26 protein-coding genes are annotated in these 22,674 nt (G+C 50.0%); 14 read left to right on the forward strand and 12 right to left on the reverse strand.

Features of this window, described 5'->3' with window-relative positions; all coding sequences use genetic code 11:
• The 5 genes from ftsN (at window position 1) to rraA (ending at window position 4,683) form a co-directional block, all read left to right on the forward strand.
• The gene (gene ftsN / locus DES37_RS19190; protein WP_110027356.1) at window positions 1–978 is read left to right on the forward strand and encodes a cell division protein FtsN; all 978 of its coding nucleotides are present in this window, start codon (window positions 1–3) and stop codon (window positions 976–978) included.
• A gap of 136 nt (window positions 979–1,114) precedes the next feature.
• Window positions 1,115–1,645: an ATP-dependent protease subunit HslV gene (hslV, locus tag DES37_RS19195; protein ID WP_036115842.1), complete on the forward strand. Its 531-nt coding sequence runs from the start codon at window positions 1,115–1,117 to the stop codon at window positions 1,643–1,645.
• A gap of 9 nt (window positions 1,646–1,654) precedes the next feature.
• The gene (gene hslU, locus DES37_RS19200) at window positions 1,655–2,986 is read left to right on the forward strand and encodes an ATP-dependent protease ATPase subunit HslU (RefSeq protein ID WP_110027358.1); all 1,332 of its coding nucleotides are present in this window, start codon (window positions 1,655–1,657) and stop codon (window positions 2,984–2,986) included.
• Window positions 2,987–3,132: 146 nt separating this feature from the next.
• Window positions 3,133–4,062 carry a 1,4-dihydroxy-2-naphthoate polyprenyltransferase gene (gene menA / locus DES37_RS19205; protein ID WP_036115838.1) on the forward strand — a complete coding sequence of 310 codons (930 nt, stop codon included), beginning with the start codon at window positions 3,133–3,135 and terminating at the stop codon, window positions 4,060–4,062.
• Window positions 4,063–4,197: 135 nt separating this feature from the next.
• Window positions 4,198–4,683: a ribonuclease E activity regulator RraA gene (gene rraA / locus DES37_RS19210; protein ID WP_110027359.1), complete on the forward strand. Its 486-nt coding sequence runs from the start codon at window positions 4,198–4,200 to the stop codon at window positions 4,681–4,683.
• 53 nt (window positions 4,684–4,736) lie between these two features.
• Here rraA and zapB read toward each other — a convergent pair whose 3' ends face one another.
• Window positions 4,737–4,982, reverse strand: coding sequence for a septal ring assembly protein ZapB (gene zapB, locus DES37_RS19215; protein ID WP_110027361.1), 246 nt, complete (start codon window positions 4,980–4,982; stop codon window positions 4,737–4,739).
• A 440-nt stretch (window positions 4,983–5,422) separates the two neighbouring features.
• Here zapB and DES37_RS19220 point away from each other — a divergent pair, with 440 nt between their 5' ends.
• From DES37_RS19220 to fpr, 4 genes are all read left to right on the forward strand, one after another.
• Entirely contained in the window at window positions 5,423–6,274 is an 852-nt protein-coding gene (locus DES37_RS19220; RefSeq protein WP_036115832.1) for an MIP/aquaporin family protein, read from the forward strand.
• A gap of 22 nt (window positions 6,275–6,296) precedes the next feature.
• Entirely contained in the window at window positions 6,297–7,811 is a 1,515-nt protein-coding gene (gene glpK, locus DES37_RS19225; RefSeq protein ID WP_036115827.1) for a glycerol kinase GlpK, read from the forward strand.
• 139 nt (window positions 7,812–7,950) lie between these two features.
• Window positions 7,951–8,961, forward strand: coding sequence for a class II fructose-bisphosphatase (gene glpX, locus DES37_RS19230; protein ID WP_036115823.1), 1,011 nt, complete (start codon window positions 7,951–7,953; stop codon window positions 8,959–8,961).
• A 93-nt stretch (window positions 8,962–9,054) separates the two neighbouring features.
• The gene (gene fpr, locus DES37_RS19235) at window positions 9,055–9,801 is read left to right on the forward strand and encodes a ferredoxin--NADP(+) reductase (protein ID WP_110027363.1); all 747 of its coding nucleotides are present in this window, start codon (window positions 9,055–9,057) and stop codon (window positions 9,799–9,801) included.
• On the opposite strand, the gene DES37_RS19240 is transcribed toward fpr, so the two are convergent.
• The gene (locus DES37_RS19240; RefSeq protein WP_036115819.1) at window positions 9,802–10,221 is read right to left on the reverse strand and encodes a DUF805 domain-containing protein; all 420 of its coding nucleotides are present in this window, start codon (window positions 10,219–10,221) and stop codon (window positions 9,802–9,804) included. It lies immediately after the preceding gene.
• Between the two features lie 113 nt (window positions 10,222–10,334).
• On the opposite strand from DES37_RS19240, the gene DES37_RS19245 reads away from it, so the two are divergent.
• A complete protein-coding gene (locus tag DES37_RS19245; RefSeq protein ID WP_036115816.1) occupies window positions 10,335–10,934 on the forward strand; it encodes a DUF1454 family protein in 600 nt (199 codons plus the stop codon).
• 102 nt (window positions 10,935–11,036) lie between these two features.
• Window positions 11,037–11,804 carry a triose-phosphate isomerase gene (gene tpiA, locus DES37_RS19250; RefSeq protein WP_036115813.1) on the forward strand — a complete coding sequence of 256 codons (768 nt, stop codon included), beginning with the start codon at window positions 11,037–11,039 and terminating at the stop codon, window positions 11,802–11,804.
• A gap of 59 nt (window positions 11,805–11,863) precedes the next feature.
• Here tpiA and DES37_RS19255 read toward each other — a convergent pair whose 3' ends face one another.
• The 5 genes from DES37_RS19255 to cpxP all read right to left on the reverse strand — a co-directional run bounded on the left by DES37_RS19255 (window position 11,864) and on the right by cpxP (window position 16,555).
• Window positions 11,864–12,649 carry a CDP-diacylglycerol diphosphatase gene (locus tag DES37_RS19255; RefSeq protein WP_110027452.1) on the reverse strand — a complete coding sequence of 262 codons (786 nt, stop codon included), beginning with the start codon at window positions 12,647–12,649 and terminating at the stop codon, window positions 11,864–11,866.
• An 88-nt stretch (window positions 12,650–12,737) separates the two neighbouring features.
• On the reverse strand, window positions 12,738–13,727 hold the full coding sequence (locus DES37_RS19260) for a sulfate ABC transporter substrate-binding protein (protein ID WP_110027365.1): 990 nt from the start codon (window positions 13,725–13,727) through the stop codon (window positions 12,738–12,740).
• Window positions 13,728–13,876: 149 nt separating this feature from the next.
• Window positions 13,877–14,839, reverse strand: a complete 963-nt coding sequence (gene pfkA, locus DES37_RS19265; RefSeq protein ID WP_036115802.1) for a 6-phosphofructokinase — start codon at window positions 14,837–14,839, stop codon at window positions 13,877–13,879.
• Window positions 14,840–15,025: 186 nt separating this feature from the next.
• Window positions 15,026–15,928, reverse strand: a complete 903-nt coding sequence (gene fieF, locus DES37_RS19270; protein WP_036115800.1) for a CDF family cation-efflux transporter FieF — start codon at window positions 15,926–15,928, stop codon at window positions 15,026–15,028.
• 123 nt (window positions 15,929–16,051) lie between these two features.
• Window positions 16,052–16,555: a cell-envelope stress modulator CpxP gene (cpxP, locus tag DES37_RS19275; RefSeq protein ID WP_110027366.1), complete on the reverse strand. Its 504-nt coding sequence runs from the start codon at window positions 16,553–16,555 to the stop codon at window positions 16,052–16,054.
• Window positions 16,556–16,705: 150 nt separating this feature from the next.
• Between cpxP and cpxR the strand changes: the two genes are divergently transcribed.
• The 3 genes from cpxR to trmL all read left to right on the forward strand — a co-directional run bounded on the left by cpxR (window position 16,706) and on the right by trmL (window position 19,325).
• Window positions 16,706–17,404, forward strand: coding sequence for an envelope stress response regulator transcription factor CpxR (cpxR, locus tag DES37_RS19280; RefSeq protein ID WP_036115795.1), 699 nt, complete (start codon window positions 16,706–16,708; stop codon window positions 17,402–17,404).
• Window positions 17,401–18,777, forward strand: coding sequence for an envelope stress sensor histidine kinase CpxA (gene cpxA / locus DES37_RS19285; protein WP_110027368.1), 1,377 nt, complete (start codon window positions 17,401–17,403; stop codon window positions 18,775–18,777). The genes cpxR and cpxA overlap by 4 nt, the downstream gene beginning before the upstream one ends.
• Before the next feature lie 74 nt (window positions 18,778–18,851).
• Window positions 18,852–19,325, forward strand: a complete 474-nt coding sequence (gene trmL / locus DES37_RS19290) for a tRNA (uridine(34)/cytosine(34)/5-carboxymethylaminomethyluridine(34)-2'-O)-methyltransferase TrmL (RefSeq protein WP_036115788.1) — start codon at window positions 18,852–18,854, stop codon at window positions 19,323–19,325.
• Here trmL and cysE read toward each other — a convergent pair.
• From cysE to DES37_RS19315, 5 genes are all read right to left on the reverse strand, one after another.
• Window positions 19,322–20,143 (reverse strand): serine O-acetyltransferase, encoded by an 822-nt coding sequence (gene cysE / locus DES37_RS19295; RefSeq protein ID WP_036115785.1) that lies wholly within the window; start codon window positions 20,141–20,143, stop codon window positions 19,322–19,324. The genes trmL and cysE overlap by 4 nt on opposite strands.
• Window positions 20,144–20,219: 76 nt before the next feature.
• The gene (gene gpsA, locus DES37_RS19300; protein WP_110027370.1) at window positions 20,220–21,236 is read right to left on the reverse strand and encodes an NAD(P)H-dependent glycerol-3-phosphate dehydrogenase; all 1,017 of its coding nucleotides are present in this window, start codon (window positions 21,234–21,236) and stop codon (window positions 20,220–20,222) included.
• Entirely contained in the window at window positions 21,233–21,700 is a 468-nt protein-coding gene (gene secB / locus DES37_RS19305; RefSeq protein WP_036115781.1) for a protein-export chaperone SecB, read from the reverse strand. Before secB ends, gpsA begins: the two co-directional genes overlap by 4 nt.
• A gap of 52 nt (window positions 21,701–21,752) precedes the next feature.
• Window positions 21,753–22,004: a glutaredoxin 3 gene (gene grxC / locus DES37_RS19310; protein WP_036115777.1), complete on the reverse strand. Its 252-nt coding sequence runs from the start codon at window positions 22,002–22,004 to the stop codon at window positions 21,753–21,755.
• A gap of 20 nt (window positions 22,005–22,024) precedes the next feature.
• Window positions 22,025–22,456, reverse strand: a complete 432-nt coding sequence (locus DES37_RS19315; RefSeq protein ID WP_036115775.1) for a rhodanese-like domain-containing protein — start codon at window positions 22,454–22,456, stop codon at window positions 22,025–22,027.
• Window positions 22,457–22,674: the final 218 nt, after the last annotated feature.

The following is a 22,674-nucleotide window of genomic DNA, read 5'->3' on the forward strand; positions in this document are numbered from 1 at the left end:
GTGGCACAACGAGATTACGTACGTCGTGGGCAATCGACGCCGGCACGGCGGAAAAAAGGAAATTCCCGCAAAAAGCAGGCTCAGGGGTCTGCACTCTCTCCAGTGATGGTTGCCGTTGCGGCTGCTGTTCTGGTGGCTTTTGTTGGCGGGCTTTACTTTATTACCCATCATAAAAAAGAAGAAAGCGAGGCGCGAAGCGGGCAAAGCATTCCTGGCAATGGTCTGCCGCCGAAGCCCGAAGAACGGTGGCGCTATATTAAAGAGTTGGAAAATCGCCAGCCAGGCATCCGCACGCCTACAGAACCCTCTTCAGGAGGGGAAATTAAGAATGCTGATCAGCTAACCAATGAGCAACGCCAGTTACTGGAGCAAATGCAGGCAGATATGCGCCAGCAGCCTACACAACTGAGTGAAGTGCCCTGGAATGAACAAACGCCAGAACAACGCCAGCAAACATTGCAGCGTCAACGCCAGGCCGCCGCGGCACAACAACAGGCACAGCCTTCGGGTGCGTCATCCCGCGCGGCGGCGACTCAGTCTCAGCCTTCAACAACGCGTAATACACAAACTTATTCGCACTCTTCCCCTGTGCGGGCACCCACATCAGCCTCACCTTATGAAGACCTGATGCAAACGCCTGCGCATACATCCCAAAGGGAACAGACGCGGAGTACCACTGCAACCCGAACCGAACAGCCTGCGCCTGTCACACAGGTACAGGAACCGGCCAAAACTGCAGAGAAAAAAGATGAGCGTCGCTGGATGATACAATGTGGCTCATTCCGCGGGTCAGACCAGGCCGAAACTGTGCGTGCGCAGTTAGCATTTGAAGGTTTTTCTTCACATATTACCGTGAATAATGGCTGGAACCGGGTAGTCATTGGCCCGTTGAAAGGGAAAGATAATGCTGACTCTACTATCAGCAGGTTGAAGATTTCCGGCCACACAAACTGCATCCGTATCGCATCCGGGGGTTGAAACCCCCAATTTTCCCCCCATCTATAATTTCATTCTCTTCCGGGCATTTTTTGGTGAGCTGTAGTACTGGCAGCAAATAGTACAGGCAAACCCGGCCCGGAATACCCTCATTCAGCTATCCACAAGGGGTCTGCTCGTGACAACAATAGTAAGTGTACGCCGCAACGGCCATGTAGTAATCGGTGGCGATGGTCAGGCCACGCTGGGCAATACCGTAATGAAAGGTAACGTCAAAAAAGTACGTCGCCTCTACAATGACAAAGTCATTGCGGGTTTTGCTGGCGGAACAGCAGATGCCTTTACCTTGTTTGAACTGTTCGAACGCAAACTGGAAATGCACCAGGGTCACCTGGTCAAAGCCGCGGTTGAACTGGCCAAAGACTGGCGTACTGACCGTATGCTGCGCCGCCTGGAAGCGCTACTGGCTGTAGCGGATGAAAATGCCTCACTCATCATTAGTGGCAATGGCGACGTTATCCAGCCCGAAAATGACCTGATTGCGATTGGTTCTGGTGGCCCTTATGCCCAGGCCGCTGCTCGTGCATTACTGGAAAACACAGAGTTAGGCGCACGCGATATTGTCGAAAAAGCGTTGGGTATTGCAGGTGATATCTGTATTTACACCAACAGTTTCCAGACCATTGAAGAATTACCGTCAAAAGTTTAAGGACTGCCCATGTCTGAAATGACCCCACGCGAAATTGTCAGCGAACTCGACAAACACATTATTGGTCAGGACGCAGCAAAACGTTCTGTCGCTATTGCGCTGCGTAACCGCTGGCGCCGTATGCAGCTTGATGAAGAGCTGCGCCATGAAGTGACACCAAAAAATATCCTGATGATCGGGCCAACAGGTGTCGGTAAAACTGAAATAGCCCGCCGCCTGGCAAAACTGGCTAATGCGCCGTTCATCAAAGTGGAAGCAACCAAATTCACCGAAGTGGGCTATGTTGGTAAGGAAGTAGATTCCATTATCCGCGATCTGACCGATGCCGCCGTGAAAATGGTTCGTATGCAGTCCATTGAAAAAAACCGTTATCGTGCAGAAGAAATGGCAGAAGAACGGGTTCTGGATGCGCTGATCCCACCGGCAAAAAATAACTGGGGCCAGTCTGAAGCTCCCCAGGAACCCTCTGCTGCGCGCCAGGCGTTTCGCAAGAAACTGCGTGAAGGCCAGTTGGACGATAAAGAAATAGAAATCAACCTTGCGGCCGCACCTATGGGTGTTGAAATCATGGCTCCTCCAGGTATGGAAGAAATGACCAGCCAGCTTCAGTCCATGTTCCAGAATCTGGGTGGGCAGAAACAAAAGCCGCGTAAGCTGAAAATCAAAGATGCGATGAAGCTCCTGGTGGAAGAAGAAGCCGCAAAACTGGTGAATCCGGAAGAACTGAAGCAGGACGCAATTGATGCCGTTGAGCAGCATGGCATCGTGTTTATCGATGAGATCGATAAGATTTGTAAGCGTGGTAATGCTTCTGGGCCGGATGTGTCCCGCGAAGGCGTACAACGCGATTTGCTGCCTCTGGTTGAAGGTTGTACGGTATCCACGAAGCATGGGATGGTGAAAACAGACCATATTCTGTTTATTGCTTCTGGTGCATTCCAGGTTGCCAGCCCGTCAGACCTTATTCCAGAACTGCAAGGCCGCTTGCCTATTCGCGTAGAGTTGCAGGCACTGACCACTGAGGATTTTGAGCGGATCCTGACAGAACCGAACGCGTCCGTCACTGTACAGTACAAAGCGCTGATGGCAACCGAAGGGGTTGATATTGCCTTCACTGACGACGGTATTCGCCGCATTGCTCAGGCTGCATGGCAGGTCAATGAAACCACTGAAAACATTGGTGCCCGCCGTTTGCACACTGTGCTGGAACGCCTGATGGAAGATATTTCGTTTGATGCCAGCGAGATTGGTGGTGAAACCATCACTATTGATGCCGCCTATGTCAGCAAGCACCTTGATGAACTGGTGGCAGACGAAGACCTGAGCCGGTTTATTCTGTAATCACCTGGCACCCGCGGGTATCACGACACCAATGGGTAACACTCTTTCAGGTTAGGCCATGTACCGTGTACAATTCGGTTCCGAGCCTAATCCTGTTCATTTCAATGGGGGCATCGCGCCCCCATTTTTATTGTTGGCGATAAAACATGACTGATGCCCAACCTGTGAGTGTTGCCCGCGCGTGGTTTGAAAGCCTGCGTCCTCGTACACTGCCCCTGGCGTTTATTTCTATTGTTGTGGGGAGCGTTCTGGCCTGGTGGCAACATACTTTTGATCCGCTTGTTGCGGCGCTGGCTTTGTTAACCGCCGGGTTATTACAAATTCTTTCAAATTTAGCCAATGATTATGGCGATGCACTTAAAGGCAGTGATAAGCCAGGCCGTATAGGGCCATTGCGGGGTATGCAAAAAGGCCTGATCAGTGTGCCTCAAATGAAAGTTGCCCTGATTATCACCGTTACACTAACCTGCCTGTCTGGCCTGGCCCTGGTGCTGGTCGCCTGCCATACCCTGTCTGACTTGTTTGGTTTTCTCTTGCTGGGCGTGCTGGCTATTATCGCCGCGATTACCTATACCGTTGGCAATAAACCTTATGGTTACATGGGCCTTGGTGACATATCAGTACTGATTTTCTTTGGCTGGCTGAGTGTTGTGGGAGCCTGGTATTTACAAACTCACCAACTGGCAGTTTCTATCTTCATTCCTGCGACTGCAACCGGGTTGTTAGCAACAGCGGTACTGAATATCAATAACCTGCGAGATTTAGACAGCGACAGGGAGAATGGTAAAAACACGCTCGCTGTGCGCCTTGGGCCGTATAACGCCCGCCGTTACCATGTCATGTTGCTTATCGGTGCTCTGTTATGCTTTGCCTTGTTTAATTTATTTTGGCTGAAGCAAGTATGGGGATGGTTGTTTGTGCTCTCGGCTCCATTACTGCTGCGCCAGTGCCGTTATATTCTGCGGGAAACCAACCCGGTAGCAATACGCCCAATGCTTGAAAAAACAGTGAAAGCAGCCTTGCTGACCAATATCTTGTTCATTGCAGGCATCATCATCAGCCAATGGGGCGGATAACTGACCCACATCAACGCATCCTGCGGTTTTTTAAGGACAATACGCAACAGGCTGAAAATTACTCATTACAGCAGGACATCGCCAGACATTAAGCGATATACTGAAAACTACCAGCGGCAACTAAGTGTTAATCCTATGAAATACGATACTTCAGAGTTGTGCGATATCTACCACGAAGATGTTAATGTCGTCGAACCGTTGTTTTCTAACTTCGGTGGGCGTCACTCCTTTGGTGGACAGGTCATCACAGTAAAATGTTTCGAGGACAACGGGTTGCTGTATGAGCTTCTCGAAGAAAATGGCCGTGGGCGTATCCTGGTTGTGGATGGCGGTGGCTCAGTACGTCGTGCACTGTTCGACGCCGATCTGGCTCGCCTGGCTATGCAAAACGAATGGGAAGGCATTGTTATATACGGTGCTGTACGCCAGGTGGATGATCTGGAAGAAATGGATATTGGTATTCAGGCTATTGCCGCGATTCCTGTGGGTGCCGCGGGAGAAGGTACCGGCGAGAGTGATATCCGGGTCAACTTTGGTGGTGTAACGTTCTTTTCAGGCGACCACCTCTACGCAGATAACACTGGCATTATTCTTTCTGAAGAACCTCTGGATATCGAATAGGCGTACTATTGGGCGCAGACATCACTGCGCCCAAAAGGCCTCGCCTGGGGAAATTAAACCTCTTCCATTTTTCCCAACAGTGCCTGTAAACGCTCTTGCCAGACACCCTGCTGCTCTTTCAGTTGGTTATTTTCCTGCTCCAGCGCTCCGCGGTTTTCCTGTGCAAGCTGTACTTCCTGCGCCAGGTTGTTGTTCTTTTCTTTCAGCTCTTCGATTTCCATCTGCAACAGCGTGATGGTATCAATAGCCTGTTGTACTTTGGCTTCCAGTTTTTCAAACACTTCAAATGACATTGTCATACCTCTCCTGAATTACAAAGGCGCTGATGGATGACTATCCTGTCCCGCTTCGGCGACGCCTTAATGATATACGTTACATCACGCAAGACTTCGATTGTAAGAAGCCTGACAGCCCCTGTCCAGCGAGATACCGGGCTGTTTGCGGATTGCAACACTTTTCAGCATTTGCTGAACCTCACACGCCACTGTTCAGCCCAATTGTTAATATATCCGTTAAAAAAATGAGGTATTTCTTATCACGCCCGATAATTATCCAGCTCAACAGTCTGGTCTGCGCAGCGCGAAAACGCTCATTTTCTTGACGACGCACACAAAAATCACTTTCGATATTTCTCGTTTTTGCTCGTTAACGATAAATTAACAGTATGTCTACACGACATGGCGGGTTATTGGCTTACCCGTACAAACAATAATCATTAATTTACCTTCAGGACCCGATTATGAGTCAAACTTCAACCTTAAAAGGTCAGTGCATCGCCGAATTTATTGGTACCGGGTTGTTGATTTTCTTCGGTGTTGGCTGTGTTGCCGCTTTAGTTGTCGCAGGCGCAACATTTGGCCAGTGGGAAATCAGTATCATCTGGGGTTTGGGGGTGGCTATGGCCATCTATCTGACCGCAGGCGTATCCGGCGCACACCTCAACCCGGCAGTCACTCTTGCATTGTGGCTGTTTGCGAACTTCGAAGGGCGAAAAGTTGTGCCCTTCATCTGCTCACAGTTTCTCGGTGCCTTCTGCGCCGCAGCTCTGGTTTACGGGCTTTATTACAACCTGTTTATTGATTACGAGCTAACTCACCATATTGTTCGCGGAACACCAGAAAGCCTGCAACTGGCAGGTATTTTCTCTACTTACCCAAATCCCCATATCAACTTCTACCAGGCTTTTGCTGTTGAGATGGTAATTACCGCCATTCTTATGGGCGTCATTATGGCACTGACCGATGATGGTAACGGGATCCCGCGCGGCCCGCTCGCACCGCTGTTAATTGGCCTGCTCATTGCGGTTATTGGTGCGTCGATGGGGCCATTAACCGGATTTGCCATGAACCCGGCACGTGACCTTGGCCCGAAGACATTCGCCTGGCTGGCTGGCTGGGGAGACATCGCCTTCACTGGCGGGCGTAACATCCCTTACTTCCTTGTTCCGGCTTTTGGCCCTGTGGCTGGTGCCATTCTGGGAGCATTTGGCTACCAGAAATTAATCGCCCACCATTTACCTGGTAAAAAACCTGTTGTAGAAACATCAAATTCATCATCGCCTGCGGTGGCGCAACAAAAAGCCTCGCTGTAATTCGACTTAAGGACACACATTTATGACCACAGAGAAAAAATACATCGTCGCACTGGACCAGGGCACCACCAGTTCCCGGGCCGTGGTAATGGATCACGATGCAAACATCGTCAGTGTCTCCCAACGCGAGTTTCAGCAAATCTACCCCAAAGCGGGTTGGGTTGAACACGACCCGATGGAGATCTGGGCATCACAAAGTTCCACTCTGGTGGAAGTGCTTGCCAAAGCAGACATTCGTTCAGACCAGGTAGCCGCGATAGGGATTACCAACCAGCGTGAAACGGCTATTGTCTGGGAACGCGAAACCGGCAAACCTATTTACAATGCTATTGTCTGGCAGTGCCGCCGTACCGCTGAAATTTGCGAACAACTTAAGCGCGATGGCATGGAAGAATATGTGCGCCACACGACAGGCCTGGTCATCGACCCCTATTTCTCCGGCACCAAAGTGAAATGGATCCTCGACCACGTTGAAGGCTCGCGGGAACGCGCCCGTCGTGGGGAGTTATTATTCGGTACCGTTGATACCTGGCTTATCTGGAAAATGACTCAGGGCCGGGTGCATGTCACCGATTATACCAACGCCTCCCGTACCATGCTGTTCAACATCCACACGCTGGAATGGGACGACCGCATGCTGGAAGCACTGGATATTCCTCGGGAAATGTTGCCGCAAGTACGTAAATCCTCTGAAGTCTATGGCCAAACCAACATTGGGGGGAAAGGCGGGACACGTATTCCTATTGCCGGGATTGCAGGTGACCAGCAGGCTGCCTTGTTTGGGCAGTTGTGTGTAAAAGAAGGGATGGCGAAAAACACCTATGGCACTGGCTGCTTTATGCTGATGAACACAGGCAAGCAGGCCGTCACCTCCAGCCATGGGTTGCTCACCACCATTGCCTGCGGACCAACTGGCGAAGTGAATTACGCGCTGGAAGGGGCGGTCTTTATGGGTGGGGCATCAATTCAGTGGTTGCGGGATGAAATGAAACTCATCAGTGATGCAACGGACTCTGAATACTTTGCCACTAAAGTCAAAGACACCAACGGCGTGTATGTTGTACCAGCATTTACCGGGCTCGGCGCCCCTTACTGGGACCCTTATGCACGTGGTGCAATCTTCGGTTTGACTCGCGGTGTCAATGCCAACCACATCATTCGTGCCACCCTGGAATCTATTGCTTACCAGACACGCGACGTACTTGAAGCCATGCAGGCCGATGCCGGTGTACGGCTCCACGCTCTGCGGGTTGATGGTGGGGCTGTCGCCAACAACTTCCTGATGCAATTCCAGTCGGATATTTTGGGTACCCCGGTTGAGCGCCCTGAGGTCCGGGAAGTCACAGCGCTGGGTGCCGCATACCTGGCGGGCCTGGCGGTGGGCTACTGGCAAAATCTGGATGAGCTGAAAGAAAAAGCGGTTATTGAGAAAGAATTCCGCCCGGGTATTGAAACTACCGAACGGAATTACCGCTATGCAGGCTGGAAAAAAGCGGTTAAACGCGCTCTCGCCTGGGAAGAGCATGAAGAGATGTAACTGACTGATAAAATATTTAAAAGCCACATCTGATGTGGCTTTTTCATTTTAATCATCCCCCTGCAAAGCAAAGGGGTTTTACCCCCCTCTTTCCCCACTGTGCTACACTCCGTCGCAATTCTTCCGTTGTGGATTTGCTATGAAACGAGAACTTGCTATCGAATTTTCCCGTGTAACTGAAGCTGCAGCACTTGCTGGCTATAAGTGGCTTGGGCGGGGAGATAAAAATGCCGCAGACGGCGCGGCGGTGAATGCCATGCGCATCATGCTCAATCAGGTCGATATTGACGGGCAAATTGTTATTGGCGAAGGGGAAATTGATGAAGCCCCTATGCTGTATATCGGTGAAAAAGTGGGGACCGGTAAAGGCGACGCAGTGGATATAGCTGTTGACCCCATTGAAGGCACCAGAATGACTGCGATGGGCCAGGCCAATGCACTGGCTGTACTGGCAGTTGGCGATAAAGACTGTTTTCTGAATGCACCCGATATGTATATGGAAAAACTGATAGTGGGCCCGGATGCCAAAGGTGCTATCGACCTCAACCTGCCACTCAGCGAAAACCTGCGCAATATCGCTTATGCAATGGCAAAACCATTGAGTGAACTCACCGTCACTATCCTGGCAAAACCCCGCCATGAGAAAGCCATTGAGGAAATGCAAAAGCTGGGAGTGCGCGTTTTCGCCATTCCTGATGGTGATGTGGCAGCCTCTATTCTGACATGCATGCCGGATAGCGAGGTTGATGTCCTGTATGGTATTGGCGGTGCACCAGAAGGTGTGGTGTCTGCAGCTGTCATTCGTGCTCTGGATGGTGATATGCAGGGCCGGTTAGTCGCCCGCCATCATGTGAAAGGCGATACCCCTGAAAACCGCTCACTGGGCGAAAAAGAATTACAACGTTGCCAGGAAATGGGCATTGAAGCTGGCAAAGTGCTGGCACTCAGCGAAATGGCCAAAAGTGATAACGTGATTTTCTCGGCAACCGGCATTACCAAAGGTGACTTACTCGATGGTATTTCCCGTAAAGGAAATATGGCGACGACAGAAACCCTGCTTATTCGTGGTAAATCACGCACAATTCGCCGTATCCAGTCCATTCACTACCTCGATCGCAAAGATTCGGGTGTACAGGTGTATATTGTGTAACCGTTTGTCTTCTTGAGCTTTCCAGCCCTTTTGGGCTGGAAATGTTACGCAGACCTGGCGAAGATTAATTAAACATCATCACAGGAGTGCATTATGGCTGACTGGGTTACCGGCAACGTTATCAACATCAATCACTGGACAGAGACACTGTTCAGCCTGACACTCAACGCCCCTGTCGCGCCTTTCACCGCCGGGCAATTTGCCAAACTAAGCCTGGAAATTGACGGTGAGCGCGTCCAGCGAGCGTATTCTTATGTCAATGCACCAGCTAACCCAAATCTTGAGTTTTATCTGGTGACCGTTCCGGGCGGTAAACTAAGCCCACACCTGAGCGCCCTGAAACCTGGCGATCCGGTACAAGTTACCGCATCCGCTGCGGGCTTTTTTGTGCTGGATGAAGTTCCTGATTGCCAGACGCTCTGGATGCTGGCAACAGGTACGGCTGTCGGGCCCTATTTATCTATACTGCAGCAAGGTGATGACCTCGAACGCTTCGAACATATCGTCCTGGTTCATGCCGTACGCCATGCCGCTGACTTAAGTTACCTGCCATTAATGCTCTCGCTCCAGCAACAGCTGGGCGACAAGCTGCGCATTCAAACCGTAGTCAGCCGGGAGACCACCACGGGGGCACTCACCGGGCGGATACCTGCATTGATAGAAAGTGGCGCATTAGAAGCTGCGACAGGGCTGGCTCTGGACCCCACCACCAGCCATGTGATGTTGTGTGGCAACCCGGACATGGTTAGAGACACACAGGCACTGCTTAAAGAAACCCGTGGTATGGCAAAACACTTGCGCCGCCGCCCGGGGCACATGACGGCGGAACATTATTGGTAATTAACGGTATTTAACTTCCTGCGTTGTTTTACCGTATTTATTTTCTCCCTGGGTGCCTAAAAACGCGCCCAGGTCGAGGAGCATCATCACCATAATCAGAGTGGGTATAAAGCGCCCGACGGCCCAAACCCAAATGCCGCCCAGCACACTCCAGTTCCCCGCCAGCAACATCCAGGCAAGAATCATTAAAAACGCCCAGGCCCCCGATTTGCCACGGTCATGCAACCGCTTCACTACAACGGCTGAAGTCGGCCACAGCAGGCAAACCAGAATAAATGCCGCGGTTTGTGTGTTGAGCATTTGATTACCGGCAAGTGTAAACAGCAGCGACATAGCCACTGCCCACGCAACAATCCAGACCCAGAAATCACGGCGGCCAATACGCCCCCGAAAAGAAAACAACCAAAGCTGTATGGTCATAAATGTACCCTGCTTATCATAATGCGGATAGTTTACCCTGGGTGGAGCTGTTTTTGACAAGCGCACAGGATATCGTTTTAATCGTTTCACCAATCTCAGGGGAGTGAGAATGAATGAAATACTTGTTAACCGCGCTTGCAGCACTCACATTATTGACTTGTGCGGCCTACGGCAAAGCGGAACAAGGAGAAACCAAAGCGCCTGTCGCTGCGTACCTGCTACCCGGTGCGCCGGTGTTCGATATCTCGATTTCCGATTTCCGAGAACGTTTCAATCACGAAAACCCCACATTACAACTCAATGAATTTCGTGCCATTGAGGTCAACGACCCGAAAGTTTTATTACTGCGTGCTGCAACAAAAATTAATGAGAATCTCTATGCATCGGCAGCGCTTGAGCGGGCAACGCTCAAAATCAAAAGCATCCAGATAACCTGGTTACCGATTCAGGGGCCAGAACAGGCGAACGCGCGGGCAAAAGCGCTGGCCTGGATGAAAGCGTTAATCAATCATTTCAACCCTAACTATTCGGCACAGCAAAGTGCAGATCTGCTCACTAAATTGCTGTCTGCCGGGAAAAACAAAAGCTATTACGCTCAAACCGAAGGAGCGTTACGCTATGTTGTGGCAGATGACGGTGAAAAAGGGCTAACTTTCGCTGTTGAACCGGTTAAGCTGGCGCTATCTGAAGCGCTTGAAAACAGCAATCAATGATAAAAAGCAAAGCCTTTCGAGCTGTGAATCTCTATACTGTGTTACAGACCCGCTGCCTGCCATGGCAGCACTATTTTTATTTCTTACCACCTGGAGAATAAGATGCGACATCCCTTAGTGATGGGTAACTGGAAACTCAACGGCAGCACACACATGGTTCACGAGCTGGTGACTAACCTGCGTAAGGAATTATCCAGCGTTGTGGGTTGTGGTGTTGCGATTGCCCCTCCAATGATGTACCTCGACCTGGCAAAACAGACTGCAGCAGGCAGCCATATTCACCTGGGCGCGCAAAATGTTGACCTGAACCTGTCTGGCGCATTCACTGGCGAAACTTCCGCTGCAATGCTGAAAGATGTGGGTGCAAAATATATTATTATTGGTCACTCCGAACGCCGTACCTACCATGCTGAATCCGATGAACTCATCGCTAAAAAATTCGCGGTCCTGAAAGAACAAGGCCTGATCCCGGTTCTTTGCATCGGTGAAACTGAAGCAGAAAACGAAGCAGGTAAAACTGAAGAAGTTTGTTCCCGCCAGATTGATGCCGTGCTGAATACTCTTGGTGCTCAAGCTTTTGAAGGTGCAGTTATCGCTTATGAACCTGTGTGGGCGATTGGCACTGGTAAATCTGCCACCCCGGCACAGGCTCAGGCTGTTCACAAATTCATTCGTGATCACATTGCAAAAGCTGATGCGGCAATTGCTGAACAAGTTATCATCCAGTACGGCGGCTCCGTTAATGCGGCCAACGCAGCTGAACTGTTTGGCCAGCCGGATATCGACGGTGCATTGGTTGGTGGTGCTTCACTGAAAGCAGATGCCTTCGCAACTATCGTTAAAGCAGCAGCAGAAGCGAAAAATGCCTGATAAGCATTAATCGCCCTGCGGTTAAGGCCCTGTAGCATGCACTACGTTGTGGTGTCTGTTCAGGGCTTTTGTGTTTCTGGCGCAGTCAAAATTGCACAGGTATGATCCTGCAACACTTCTGCTGATGCCGGATTGCCGTGCAATAAATCACGCTCTGTTGCCAGTGCCAGCAGTTTACCGCTCTTCAGTGCCACCAGCGCCAGGCTGAAATGCCCCATCTGTTTTGCTGCTCCACCAACCTGCTGCGCAAAGTTAATAAACAGACTTTGGTTTTGCAGCTCTTCAGGGGTTAATGTCCGTGCCAGCCACTCTTCACCGGCCAGATTATCCGGGAATGGCTGCCATTGCGCCCCAACGGCATACTGAAATTTATCAATGGCTTGGCGAATATCATTGCGCAGGCAGGAGATATGAATATGTAACTGGTTCTGTGTTCTGCCAGTGGGTGAATTTATTGCCAATGAAATCGCAGTATCCGGTATGGGCGCCCCTCGTTTTTCTGCCATCACACCACGTTCATGCCAGGCGTCCCAGAAAAAATTAGGCGTTGTGGGGGAAAGCAGTTCAGGGCTTTCAATGCCTGTTATACGTTCAACTGGCATGAGCAAAAATTGCAGCGGGCCATTGAGATCCTTCAATAGCACATAGCCTTGTTGCAGGTTTACTTCCTTACAAGGTGCCGGATTGTGATTCTTCTGCTCACCCGGTACGCATTTTTCACTGACAATGCGCCACAGGGCCCCGGCCTTCCACTCTCGTTCATGCCAGTACCAACCTCCTGCTGCACCAGCTACAACTAACACTACGAGAAATAACCCTAAATACTTTTTGCGATGACGGACCATCATTGTGCTCCTGAACGTAAAAAGACGATGACCTGACAGCCATCGTCCTGTTTTTTATCTCAAATCACAATGACAGTTTTGTTAACAATCACCGCTGGCTGATCTGGTCAAATGTACCACCGCTGGCAAAATGTATTTTCTGTGCCTGAGCCCAGCCGCCAAATTTTTCATCAATAGTGAAAAGTTTCAACTCAGGAAACTGTGCACTGAACTGTTTAGCCACTTCCGGGTCTCGGGGGCGGTAAAAGTTACGGGCAACAATCTCCTGCCCTTCATGGGAGTAGAGATGTTGCAAATATGCCTGGGCGATATCGCGCGTGCCTTTTTTATCCACCACTTTATCGACAACCGACACCGTCGGTTCAGCCAGAATCGATTCACTTGGCGTCACTATTTCAAACTGCCCGTGTCCCAGCGTCTTCTCCGCCAGTAGTGCTTCGTTCTCCCAGGCAATTAACACATCGCCAATTCCCCGTTCAACAAAGGTGTTCGTTGCACCTCGCGCCCCGGAATCAAGCACTTCAACATTATGATATAGCGCCTTAACAAATGCCTGAGCCTTCTCCTGAGAACCATTATTGTTATCCAGCGCATAGCCCCAGGCAGCCAGGTAATTCCAGCGTGCACCACCAGAGCTTTTTGGATTCGGAGTAATCACCGAGACGCCTGGTTTAACCAGATCATTCCAGTCATGAATATTTTTCGGGTTGCCCTTGCGCACCAAAAAAACAATGGTTGAAGTATAAGGCGCTGAATTATCTGGTAACCGTTTGATCCAGTCTTTAGCAATGCGCCCACGCGCAGCAATCGCGTCAATATCCCCTGCCAGAGCCAGCGTCGCTACATCGGCATCTATTCCATTAATAATTGACGTTGCCTGTTTACCTGAACCGCCATGAGACTGGCGAATAATCACATTGTCGCCCGTTTTCTCTTTCCACCAGGCACTGAACGCTTTGTTATATTGCTCATAGAGTTCACGCGTTGGGTCGTAAGACACATTTAATAATTGGATGTCTTTAGCCATTACACTGGCAGAAGCCAGCAGCAAAACCACACCAGGAAGCCACTTTTTCATAACGGGTTCTCTTATCAGGTCGAATGGTGTCAGCCTGCCAGAAAATTTCACGCTAATTAAAGAATTAAAAAAAATTGGCTATAACTATAAGGAATAATTAAAGAGATAAAAAAGCCGGAGAGACGCTCCGGCTTGTTGTGGGTGGGCTGTCAGTACAATTTCTTCGCGCAGTTCAGCCAGTCGCCCTTGAATGGGCGTTTCATATTTTCAATGGCGTCGATAATATCGTGGTGTACCAGTTTTTCATTCTGTGTACCCACACAACGGCCACCGTATCCCTGCAGCAGCAGTTCAATAGCATAAGAGCCCATACGAGAAGCCAGAATACGGTCGTAAGGCACCGGAGAACCACCACGCTGAATATGGCCCAACACGGTAGAACGTGTTTCACGGCCTGTTTCAGTTTCAATGTATTTGGATAATTCATTCACATCGCAAATGTGCTCAGTAATCGCAACAATCGCGTGTTTCTTACCTTTGGCGATACCGGCTTTAATTTCGGAAACCAGATCTTCGCGGTTAAACTCAACTTCCGGCAGCACAATAAATTCACACCCGCCGGCAATGGCAGCAGCCAAAGTCAGATCACCACAATAACGCCCCATTACTTCAACAATAGAGATACGCTGGTGAGATGACGAAGTATCACGCAGGCGGTCAATAGCTTCAACAACGGTGCTCAGTGCTGTGAAATAACCGATAGTGTAATCCGTACCAGCCACATCGTTATCAATAGTGCCAGGCAGACCAATACATGGGAAGCCCATTTCAGTCAGGCGTTTTGCCCCCATATAGGAACCATCCCCACCGATCACGACCAGTGCATCAATGCCACGTTTTTTCATGTTATCAATTGCGACACTGCGAACATGCTCTTCACGGAACTCAGGGAAACGCGCGGAACCCAGGAATGTCCCACCGCGGTTAATCATATCGGACACACTATAACGGTCCAGGTTAATCATACGGTCTTCATACAAACCCAGATAGCCATCATAAATCCCACAAACTTCCAGACCTTCTGTCAATGCGGCACGCACAACTCCACGAATCGCTGCGTTCATGCCCGGTGCGTCACCACCGCTTGTCAAAACACCGATTTTTTTAATCATGACTACCTCTGAACTTTGAATGCAAAAATGAATACTGTTGCCAGAACCGCCTGCGGATAAACTGGGGTTACTACGCTTACCGCAATAGTATATCAACCGGTTCTTGCTGAATTGATTCAGGTCAGGCCAAATGATGGTTATTTATACTGAAAATGGCGACCTGGCTCACTTTTTTACACCTCTCCATTAACGCTCGAAATGTCCCTGTAATTCCAGCGGCACTACCGAACAAGGATCCTGATGAATAATGACATCTGCGCCAGGAAAGTGGTCACGAATTGCCTGTTCCACCGCTTCAGCAATTCGATGTGATTCCACCAATGGCAAATCGTCGTCCATTTCCAGATGCAATTGAATAAAACGAGTCGGCCCTGACTGCCTTGTCCGCAGATCATGGGTCCCTTTTACTTCAGGCCATTGACCAGCGATGCGAATAATTTCCTGATGGTCACTTTCCGGCAGGGCTCTGTCCAGCAAAGACTGAACGGCTTCATACCCCATACGTAAAGCGTTATATAAAATATAAATGCCAATACCTAAAGCGAAGAGTGAATCTGCACGGTGCCATCCATACCATGACAGGCCCAGCGCAACCAGGATGGCTCCATTCATCATAACATCAGACTGATAATGAAGCATATCTGCCCTGACAGCCTGGCTACCGGTTCTGCGGACCACCCAACGCTGGAATGTCACCAAAATGATAGTACTTATTAATGCCAGAACGGTGACAATCACACCGACACCTGCATCACGCATCGGCTCTGGTTGTGCAATGTGTTGAATTGCCGAGAGAAATAAAAATAATGCCGAGCCTGAAATAAACATACTCTGTGCAAGAGCTGCCAGAGACTCGGCTTTACCATGCCCAAATGTATGTTCATCATCTGCTGGCTGAAGGGAATAGCGAACTACCAACAGGTTCGTTAAGGATGCAGCAATATCGACCAGTGAATCGACTAACGATGCCAGAATGCTCATTGATCCTGTTAACCACCAGGCAACTATTTTAATGCATAACAGTATGCAAGCAGTTGTCGTTGCAGCTAAAGCCGCACCGCTAACAAGACGGCCATAATTTTGATTCATAACACCTCCAGGAAGCCTGGATGCCAGTATAATCAATCTGAGTGTTTTTAAAGGCAAAAAAAAGCCCCGCCGGTTGGCGGGGTAAGACAGGGATGGTGTCTATGGCAAGGAAAACAGGGTTCATCACTGGTTACTACGATTACTGCTATAAAACTCTTCAGAAGACACATTCTGTCGCTCTGCAATTTCGCGCAAAGCGTTCATTCGTTTATTGTGCTTCTCTTGCAAAAGCGCTTTCTGCTCAGACGTTAACAGGCTGTACATCTGGTGCTGTACCCGGGCCATCTCGACCTGGCGCTCCACCTGTTCTTGTGCCATCTTTTCTGCCTGAGTACGAACAGCACTTTCATCAAACTGATTTTCTGTGACCAGCTTATGCATGGTCTCAATTTCATTCAGGTTTACAGGCGGTAAACTGTGTCTCGCCCTTTGCATTAAATCTCGCATCTGCTGTCGCTGTTGTTCGGTTAAACTAATACCATCGAACATGTGACTTTCAATATTGAAACGTGATGCGTTATTCGTTTGCTGGTGCCAGTTATCTGCAAAAAATGTTTCATCGGCATGGCTGGTACTGCTGATAAAAACAAGCGCTGATGCCAGAGAAACTGCGATAACTTTGCACATTACATGCTCCTGAATCCTTATGCTCCGTGAGTCGACGTTATGCAGTCTACGATTAACGCTGCAAACATGCGTCAGGGGGTGTAAAACAACGTAAAGTCATGGATTAGCCGTGCTGGATGACGTAATTTCTGCCTCGGAGGTATTTAAACAATGAATAAGATACTGTTAGTTGACGATGACCGAGAGCTTACATCCCTGTTAAAGGAATTGCTCGACATGGAAGGTTTCAATGTATTGGTAGCTCATGATGGGGATCAGGCTCTCAGCCTCCTTGATGACAGCATCGATCTTTTGTTGCTTGATATCATGATGCCCAAGAAAAATGGCATAGATACACTGAAAGAACTCCGGCAAACATACCAAACCCCTGTCATCATGCTGACAGCACGTGGTAGTGAACTGGATCGTGTTCTGGGGCTGGAACTGGGGGCAGATGATTACCTGCCAAAACCTTTTAATGACCGGGAACTGGTTGCCCGTATTCGCGCAATTTTACGTCGCTCACACTGGAGTGAGCAGCAACAAAGCAACGACAACGGCACACCAACACTGGAAGTTGACTCACTGAGCCTGAACCCAGGGCGCCAGGAAGCCAGCTTTGATGGGCAAACGCTGGAACTGACCGGTACAGAGTTTACGTTGCTGTATTTGTTGGCTCAGCACCTTGGGCAGGTTGTCTCCCGCGAACATTTAAGCCAGGAAGTGTTAGGTAAGCGGCTGACCCCTTTTGACCGGGCAATTGATATGCATATATCCAACTTGCGCCGTAAATTGCCAGAACGTAAAGATGGGCACCCCTGGTTTAAAACATTACGTGGCCGTGGGTATCTGATGGTGTCCGCTTCATGATAGGCAGCCTTACCGCCCGTATTTTTGCTATCTTCTGGCTTACGCTCGCTTTGGTGCTGATGCTGGTGTTGATGTTACCCAAACTCGACTCCAGGCAAATGACCGAGCTGCTCCAAAGTGAGCAACGCCAGGGCATGATGATAGAGCAACATGTTGAAGCGGAACTGGCTAATGACCCACCGAACGATTTGATGTGGTGGCGGCGTCTGTTTCGTGCCATCGATAAATGGGCACCACCAGGCCAACGCTTATTGCTGGTCACCAGTGAAGGCCGGGTTATTGGTGCCCAACGCAATGAAATGCAAATTATCCGTAACTTTATCGGTCAGTCGGATAACGCAGCACACCCACAGAAGAAAAAATATGGCCGGGTTGAGCTGGTCGGCCCTTTTGCCGTTCGTGACGGCGAAGACATGTACCAGCTGTACTTAATTCGTCCGGCAAGCAGCTCTCAGTCTGATTTTATTAATTTATTGTTCGACAGGCCGTTACTGTTGCTCATTGTCACAATGTTAGTCAGTTCTCCGCTCTTGCTATGGCTGGCATGGAGCCTGGCGCGCCCTGCACGCCAGCTTAAACTGGCTGCGGATGAAGTGGCCCATGGGGATCTTCGCCAACATCCTGAGCTCGAATCAGGCCCCCAGGAGTTTCTGGCTGCCGGTTCAAGCTTCAACAAAATGGTCACTGCACTCGAAAGGGTGATGACCTCACAGCAGAGGCTACTATCTGATATTTCCCATGAACTGCGTACACCGTTGACTCGCCTTCAACTGGGTACCGCTCTGTTGCGGCGGCGAGCTGGTGAAAGCAAAGAGCTGGAGCGTATTGAAATGGAAGCCCAGCGCCTGGACAGCATGATTAATGACCTGCTGGTCATGTCGCGTAATCAGCAAAAAAATGCGCTGGTTAGTGAAACGATGAAGGCTAACCAAATCTGGAGCGAAGTGCTGGACAACGCGGCATTTGAAGCAGAACAGATGGGCAAGTCACTGGAAGTCACCTATCCGCCAGGTCCATGGCTGCTTTATGGCAACCCTAATGCGCTGGAAAGTGCGCTGGAAAATATTGTGCGCAACGCGCTGCGTTATTCGCATACCCATATCGCAGTAAATTTCTCGGTTGATAACCAGGGGATTACTGTCACTGTGGATGACGATGGCCCAGGCGTCAGCCCGGAAGACCGGGAGCATATTTTCAGGCCATTTTATCGCACAGATGAAGCCCGGGACCGGGAGTCTGGTGGTACAGGGTTGGGGCTGGCTATTGTTGACAGCGCCATTCAGCAGCACAGGGGCTGGGTTAAAGCCGATGACAGCCCGTTAGGCGGGTTACGCTTAGTGTTGTGGTTACCGCTTTATCATCGTACAAGCTGAGGCCTTCACGGGCCTCTCGTTTTACTGCACGGTTAAATTTGCTATTCTTGCGCCCCTGACCAGGGGGTTGTTGTATGTTGAATATTGTTTTGTTTGAGCCCGAGATCCCACCGAATACCGGGAATATTATTCGCCTGTGTGCCAATACAGGTTTCCGTCTGCATATCATTGAACCCATGGGTTTTACATGGGATGACAAGCGCCTGCGCAGAGCCGGGCTGGACTACCATGAGTTTACGGCGGTTATACGCCACCATGACTACGCGGCTTTCCTTGAAAAAGAACAGCCTGGACGGCTTTTCGCACTCACCACAAAAGGTACCCCTGCACACAGCGCAGTGGCATATCAGCAAGGTGATTATTTGATGTTTGGCCCGGAAACACGCGGCCTGCCAGCATCTATCCTGGATACCTTTCCTGCCGAACAGAAAATTCGTATTCCCATGGTTGCTGACAGCCGGAGTATGAACCTGTCGAATTCGGTTGCAGTGGTAGTTTATGAAGCCTGGCGCCAACTGGGTTACGATGGCGCAGCACCACGCCGTTAAATGCCATCTCCATCTTCAAAACCGTGATTCAGGGCATTAAAGAGCTGGTCCATATCCATTGATGGCTTCTCGCTATCGGGCTTACCGACTACACGAGCCGGCACCCCCGCTGCGGTGGTATGTGCAGCAACGGACTGTAGCACAACGGAACCAGCTCCAATTTTTGCTCCCCGCCCCACTTCAATGTTGCCGAGAATTTTTGCTCCCGCGCCAATCATAACGCCTTCACGAATCTTCGGATGGCGATCACCGCTGGTTTTACCTGTCCCGCCCAGCGTCACTGACTGGAGGATAGACACATCGTCTTCCACCACAGCCGTTTCACCGATCACAATCCCCGTTGCGTGATCCAGCATGATCCCACGGCCTATGCGGGCAGCGGGGTGAATATCCACCTGAAAAGTCACTGATACCTGGTTTTGCAGAAAAATCGCCAGAGCTTGCCGCCCCTGGCCCCACAACCAGTGGCCAATACGATAAGCCTGTAATGCGTGAAAGCCTTTCAGATATAACAATGGCGTTGAATACTTATCTACCGCCGGGTCGCGTGTTCGCACAGCCTGAATATCACAGGCCGCGGAAGCTATCATTTCAGGATCGGCAGAGTAAGCTTCCTCCACCACTTCACGAATGGCAATCGCTGGCATAATGGCTGAAGAGAGTTTATTCGCCAGCATATAACTGAGCGCACTACCCAAATTTTCGTGTTTAAGTAATGTCGCATGATAGAAACTCGCCAGCATCGGCTCACAATCGGCCAATGCCCGGGCTTCGGCTTTAATGTTATTCCAAACCAGGTCAAGTTCTTCACACGGCATTGCTTTCTCCAGACAGAAATAAGAAACCGGCGACATAGACATATGCCACCGGTTTTAATCATAAACACGCGTTCCGTCAGTGACTGCTTTCATCCTTGCGCGCCCGACCAAGAAGTGTCAGCGCGGCATCCCGGGCATCTTTATTACAGTATAATACCTGATAAATTTGCTCAGTTATTGGCATTTCTACACCATAACGTTGTGCCAGAGCCCGAACCTCTTTGGTATTTCGGTACCCCTCGACAACCTGGCCAATTTTATCCTGGGCAGACTGCACATCAGCCCCCTGGCCCAGCATCATACCGAAGCGCCGGTTACGAGACTGGTTGTCAGTACAAGTCAGGACTAAGTCACCTAACCCGGCCATTCCCATGAAGGTCGTTGGGTCTGCACCCAAAGCGGACCCCAGACGCGACATCTCTGCCAGCCCACGGGTAATCAACGCGGTTCTGGCATTAGCACCAAAACCAATTCCATCAGACATCCCGGCACCAATAGCAATCACATTCTTCACCGCTCCGCCCAACTGCACCCCAATAAAATCTGGGTTGCTGTACACACGGAAGCTTTTCCCGCAATGCAACAGATGCTGCAGGTCAGCCGCAAACTTGTCATCTGTGGCCGCCAGCGCAATGGCCGTTGGCAAGCCAGCCGCCAGTTCTTTAGCAAAGGTTGGGCCTGACAATACTGCCAGTGGGATAGTGTCACCCAGCTCATCCCTTGCAACATCCTGCAGCAAACGCCCGGTCTCTGCTTCAAGGCCTTTTGTGGCCCAAACGACACGAGCATCGGGGCGTAGCAATGGTTTAAGCTGGCGCAGAACATCACCAAAAACATGGCTTGGCACTACAACCAGAACATCACGGCTGGCAGCAAGTGCTTTTGCCAGAGAGCTTTCTGGATGGAGCGTGTCAGGGAATGCGACGTCAGGAAGGAATGCGGCATTGCATCGCTCTGCCGCAAGTGTGGCGATATGGGCGGGATCATGCCCCCATAAAACCACATGGTGGCCATTACGTGCGACGGTAATGGCCAGTGCTGTGCCATAAGAACCGGCACCAATCACTGTCATGGAGGCATTCATTGTCATCAGGCGTCCTGATGTTCTTCCGTACCTTCACCTGACTGCTGCTGCAGGTAATTCATAAACAGCGCGTCAAAGTTTACCGGAGCCAGGTTCAACTGAGGGAACGTACCACGGGAAACCAGGCTGGTAATGCATTCGCGAGCATACGGGAACAGAATGTTAGGGCAATAAGCACCCAGGCAATGCGCCAGTTGTGTGCCCTCAATGCCGCCAACAGTAAAAATACCGCCCTGCTGAACTTCACACAGGAAAGCTGTTTCTTCTTCTACTGTAGCCGTCACAGTGACACGCAAAACCACTTCGTACACATCATCAGCTAACTGACTGGATGCTGTATCCAGATCGAGTTTTACTTCTGGCTGCCAGTCTTTCTGAAAAATGTGTGGTGCATGGGGCGCTTCGAAAGAAATATCCTTGGTGTAAACGCGCTGAATCTGAAAAGACATTTCAGTATTATTTTGTTCTGACATGTGTCAACCCTTAACGTTTTGTCCTTAATCTCATTAATGGACAGCTAAAAAATTAGTTTAACAGGGGATCAAGTCCACCACGTGCGTCCAGCGCATACAAGTCGTCACAGCCACCGATGTGCTGTTCATCAATAAAAATCTGCGGAACTGTACGGCGCCCACTACGTTCCATCATCTGGGCGCGCAGCCCATCATCTCTGTCAATGATGATTTCGTTGAAAGAGACACCTTTACTGCTCAGCAGTGCTTTAGCTCGTGAGCAGTAAGGACAGGTTGTTGTGGTATAGATATCAATATTGGCCATCACAACTCCTCATTTACCGGTTATTTACCGCGTACCAGAGGCAAATTCTCACCACTCCAGCCCGCAATACCTTCTTTCAATACGGTCACTTGTTCGAAACCCGCTTTACTCAGTGCACCAGCCAGTTCCTGTGAAGACATACCGTTGGCGTCAACTACAATGATGGGTTTGTTTTTATGTTTTTCAAGCTCGCCCACATTGCCGGCTTTGATTTCGTTAGGCAGCACGTTGATTGCATTGGCAATATGCCCTTTACGGAAATCATCACGCTGGCGCACATCCACGACCACCGCATCTTCTTTGTTAATCAACCGTGTTGCTTCACCACGTGAAATCACTTTCACTTTAGAGGCAAGGCCTTTGAAAGTAGTAACCAGCACAGCCAGTAATAAGCCAACCCAGGCGATACTCAGCACCGGATGACGGCTAACAAATTGCATAATCTCTTGCATGGGGGGTTGTAACTCCCGAATCAGTGAAAAAACCAGGAAAGGAGTATACCTGCGCGTTGTTCTAAATACAGCCAAAGAGCATCAGGTTATGCATTTTCTGCTGCAAGTGGTGAAAAAAAACATCAACCCACCCGAGATATGTGAGCTGGCCCCACGCTTTCTTTGATCTTCCGGGGCTATTTACTGGGGCCAGCTGTAGTAAAATTACGCAAAAGAAT

It is taken from the genome of Mangrovibacter plantisponsor (assembly GCF_003182475.1).
GTDB lineage: Bacteria > Pseudomonadota > Gammaproteobacteria > Enterobacterales > Enterobacteriaceae > Mangrovibacter > Mangrovibacter plantisponsor.

Bases quoted from the DNA above. Each gene is read 5' to 3' on its own strand.
- DES37_RS19245 (WP_036115816.1), top strand. From the start codon at position 10,335: ATGAAATACTTGTTAACCGCGCTTGCAGCACTCACATTATTGACTTGT.
- cpxP (WP_110027366.1), bottom strand. From the start codon at position 16,555: ATGTGCAAAGTTATCGCAGTTTCTCTGGCATCAGCGCTTGTTTTTATC.
- DES37_RS19260 (WP_110027365.1), bottom strand. From the start codon at position 13,727: ATGAAAAAGTGGCTTCCTGGTGTGGTTTTGCTGCTGGCTTCTGCCAGT.
- DES37_RS19315 (WP_036115775.1), bottom strand. From the start codon at position 22,456: ATGCAAGAGATTATGCAATTTGTTAGCCGTCATCCGGTGCTGAGTATC.
- tpiA (WP_036115813.1), top strand. From the start codon at position 11,037: ATGCGACATCCCTTAGTGATGGGTAACTGGAAACTCAACGGCAGCACA.
- DES37_RS19240 (WP_036115819.1), bottom strand. From the start codon at position 10,221: ATGACCATACAGCTTTGGTTGTTTTCTTTTCGGGGGCGTATTGGCCGC.
- glpK (WP_036115827.1), top strand. From the start codon at position 6,297: ATGACCACAGAGAAAAAATACATCGTCGCACTGGACCAGGGCACCACC.
- menA (WP_036115838.1), top strand. From the start codon at position 3,133: ATGACTGATGCCCAACCTGTGAGTGTTGCCCGCGCGTGGTTTGAAAGC.
- DES37_RS19255 (WP_110027452.1), bottom strand. From the start codon at position 12,649: ATGGTCCGTCATCGCAAAAAGTATTTAGGGTTATTTCTCGTAGTGTTA.
- rraA (WP_110027359.1), top strand. From the start codon at position 4,198: ATGAAATACGATACTTCAGAGTTGTGCGATATCTACCACGAAGATGTT.
- fpr (WP_110027363.1), top strand. From the start codon at position 9,055: ATGGCTGACTGGGTTACCGGCAACGTTATCAACATCAATCACTGGACA.
- glpX (WP_036115823.1), top strand. From the start codon at position 7,951: ATGAAACGAGAACTTGCTATCGAATTTTCCCGTGTAACTGAAGCTGCA.
- cpxR (WP_036115795.1), top strand. From the start codon at position 16,706: ATGAATAAGATACTGTTAGTTGACGATGACCGAGAGCTTACATCCCTG.
- trmL (WP_036115788.1), top strand. From the start codon at position 18,852: ATGTTGAATATTGTTTTGTTTGAGCCCGAGATCCCACCGAATACCGGG.
- hslU (WP_110027358.1), top strand. From the start codon at position 1,655: ATGTCTGAAATGACCCCACGCGAAATTGTCAGCGAACTCGACAAACAC.
- fieF (WP_036115800.1), bottom strand. From the start codon at position 15,928: ATGAATCAAAATTATGGCCGTCTTGTTAGCGGTGCGGCTTTAGCTGCA.
- cpxA (WP_110027368.1), top strand. From the start codon at position 17,401: ATGATAGGCAGCCTTACCGCCCGTATTTTTGCTATCTTCTGGCTTACG.
- zapB (WP_110027361.1), bottom strand. From the start codon at position 4,982: ATGACAATGTCATTTGAAGTGTTTGAAAAACTGGAAGCCAAAGTACAA.
- secB (WP_036115781.1), bottom strand. From the start codon at position 21,700: ATGTCAGAACAAAATAATACTGAAATGTCTTTTCAGATTCAGCGCGTT.
- DES37_RS19220 (WP_036115832.1), top strand. From the start codon at position 5,423: ATGAGTCAAACTTCAACCTTAAAAGGTCAGTGCATCGCCGAATTTATT.
- grxC (WP_036115777.1), bottom strand. From the start codon at position 22,004: ATGGCCAATATTGATATCTATACCACAACAACCTGTCCTTACTGCTCA.
- cysE (WP_036115785.1), bottom strand. From the start codon at position 20,143: ATGCCGTGTGAAGAACTTGACCTGGTTTGGAATAACATTAAAGCCGAA.
- pfkA (WP_036115802.1), bottom strand. From the start codon at position 14,839: ATGATTAAAAAAATCGGTGTTTTGACAAGCGGTGGTGACGCACCGGGC.